This is a genomic window from Deinococcus alpinitundrae, assembly GCF_009982895.1.
Lineage (GTDB): Bacteria > Deinococcota > Deinococci > Deinococcales > Deinococcaceae > Deinococcus > Deinococcus alpinitundrae.
Map to the genome: position 1 here is coordinate 1 of NZ_WXZL01000244.1, position 272 is coordinate 272.

The 272-nt window shown below is 32.4% G+C and carries 1 protein-coding gene; it reads right to left on the reverse strand.

Features of this window, described 5'->3' with window-relative positions:
• A partial coding sequence (locus GUI70_RS25680; RefSeq protein WP_368733650.1) for an aminoacyl--tRNA ligase-related protein occupies nucleotides 1-272 on the reverse strand: 272 nt, incomplete at both ends.

The following is a 272-nucleotide window of genomic DNA, read 5'->3' on the forward strand; positions in this document are numbered from 1 at the left end:
TCATCTTCATCATGATCACGTAAACGCATATTTTCACTACTCATATTTAAGCTTGTTAACCAGTCACTTGCAAAAGTTTTCCAATAATTTTGCCATTCGATTTCTTCACCAGGTTTACAGAAGAATTCAAGTTCCATTTGTTCAAATTCTCTTGTTCTGAAAATGAAGTTACCTGGAGTGATTTCATTACGGAATGATTTACCAATTTGACCGATACCAAATGGTAATTTTTTACGCATTGAACGTTGCACGTTTTTATAGTTTACAAAAAT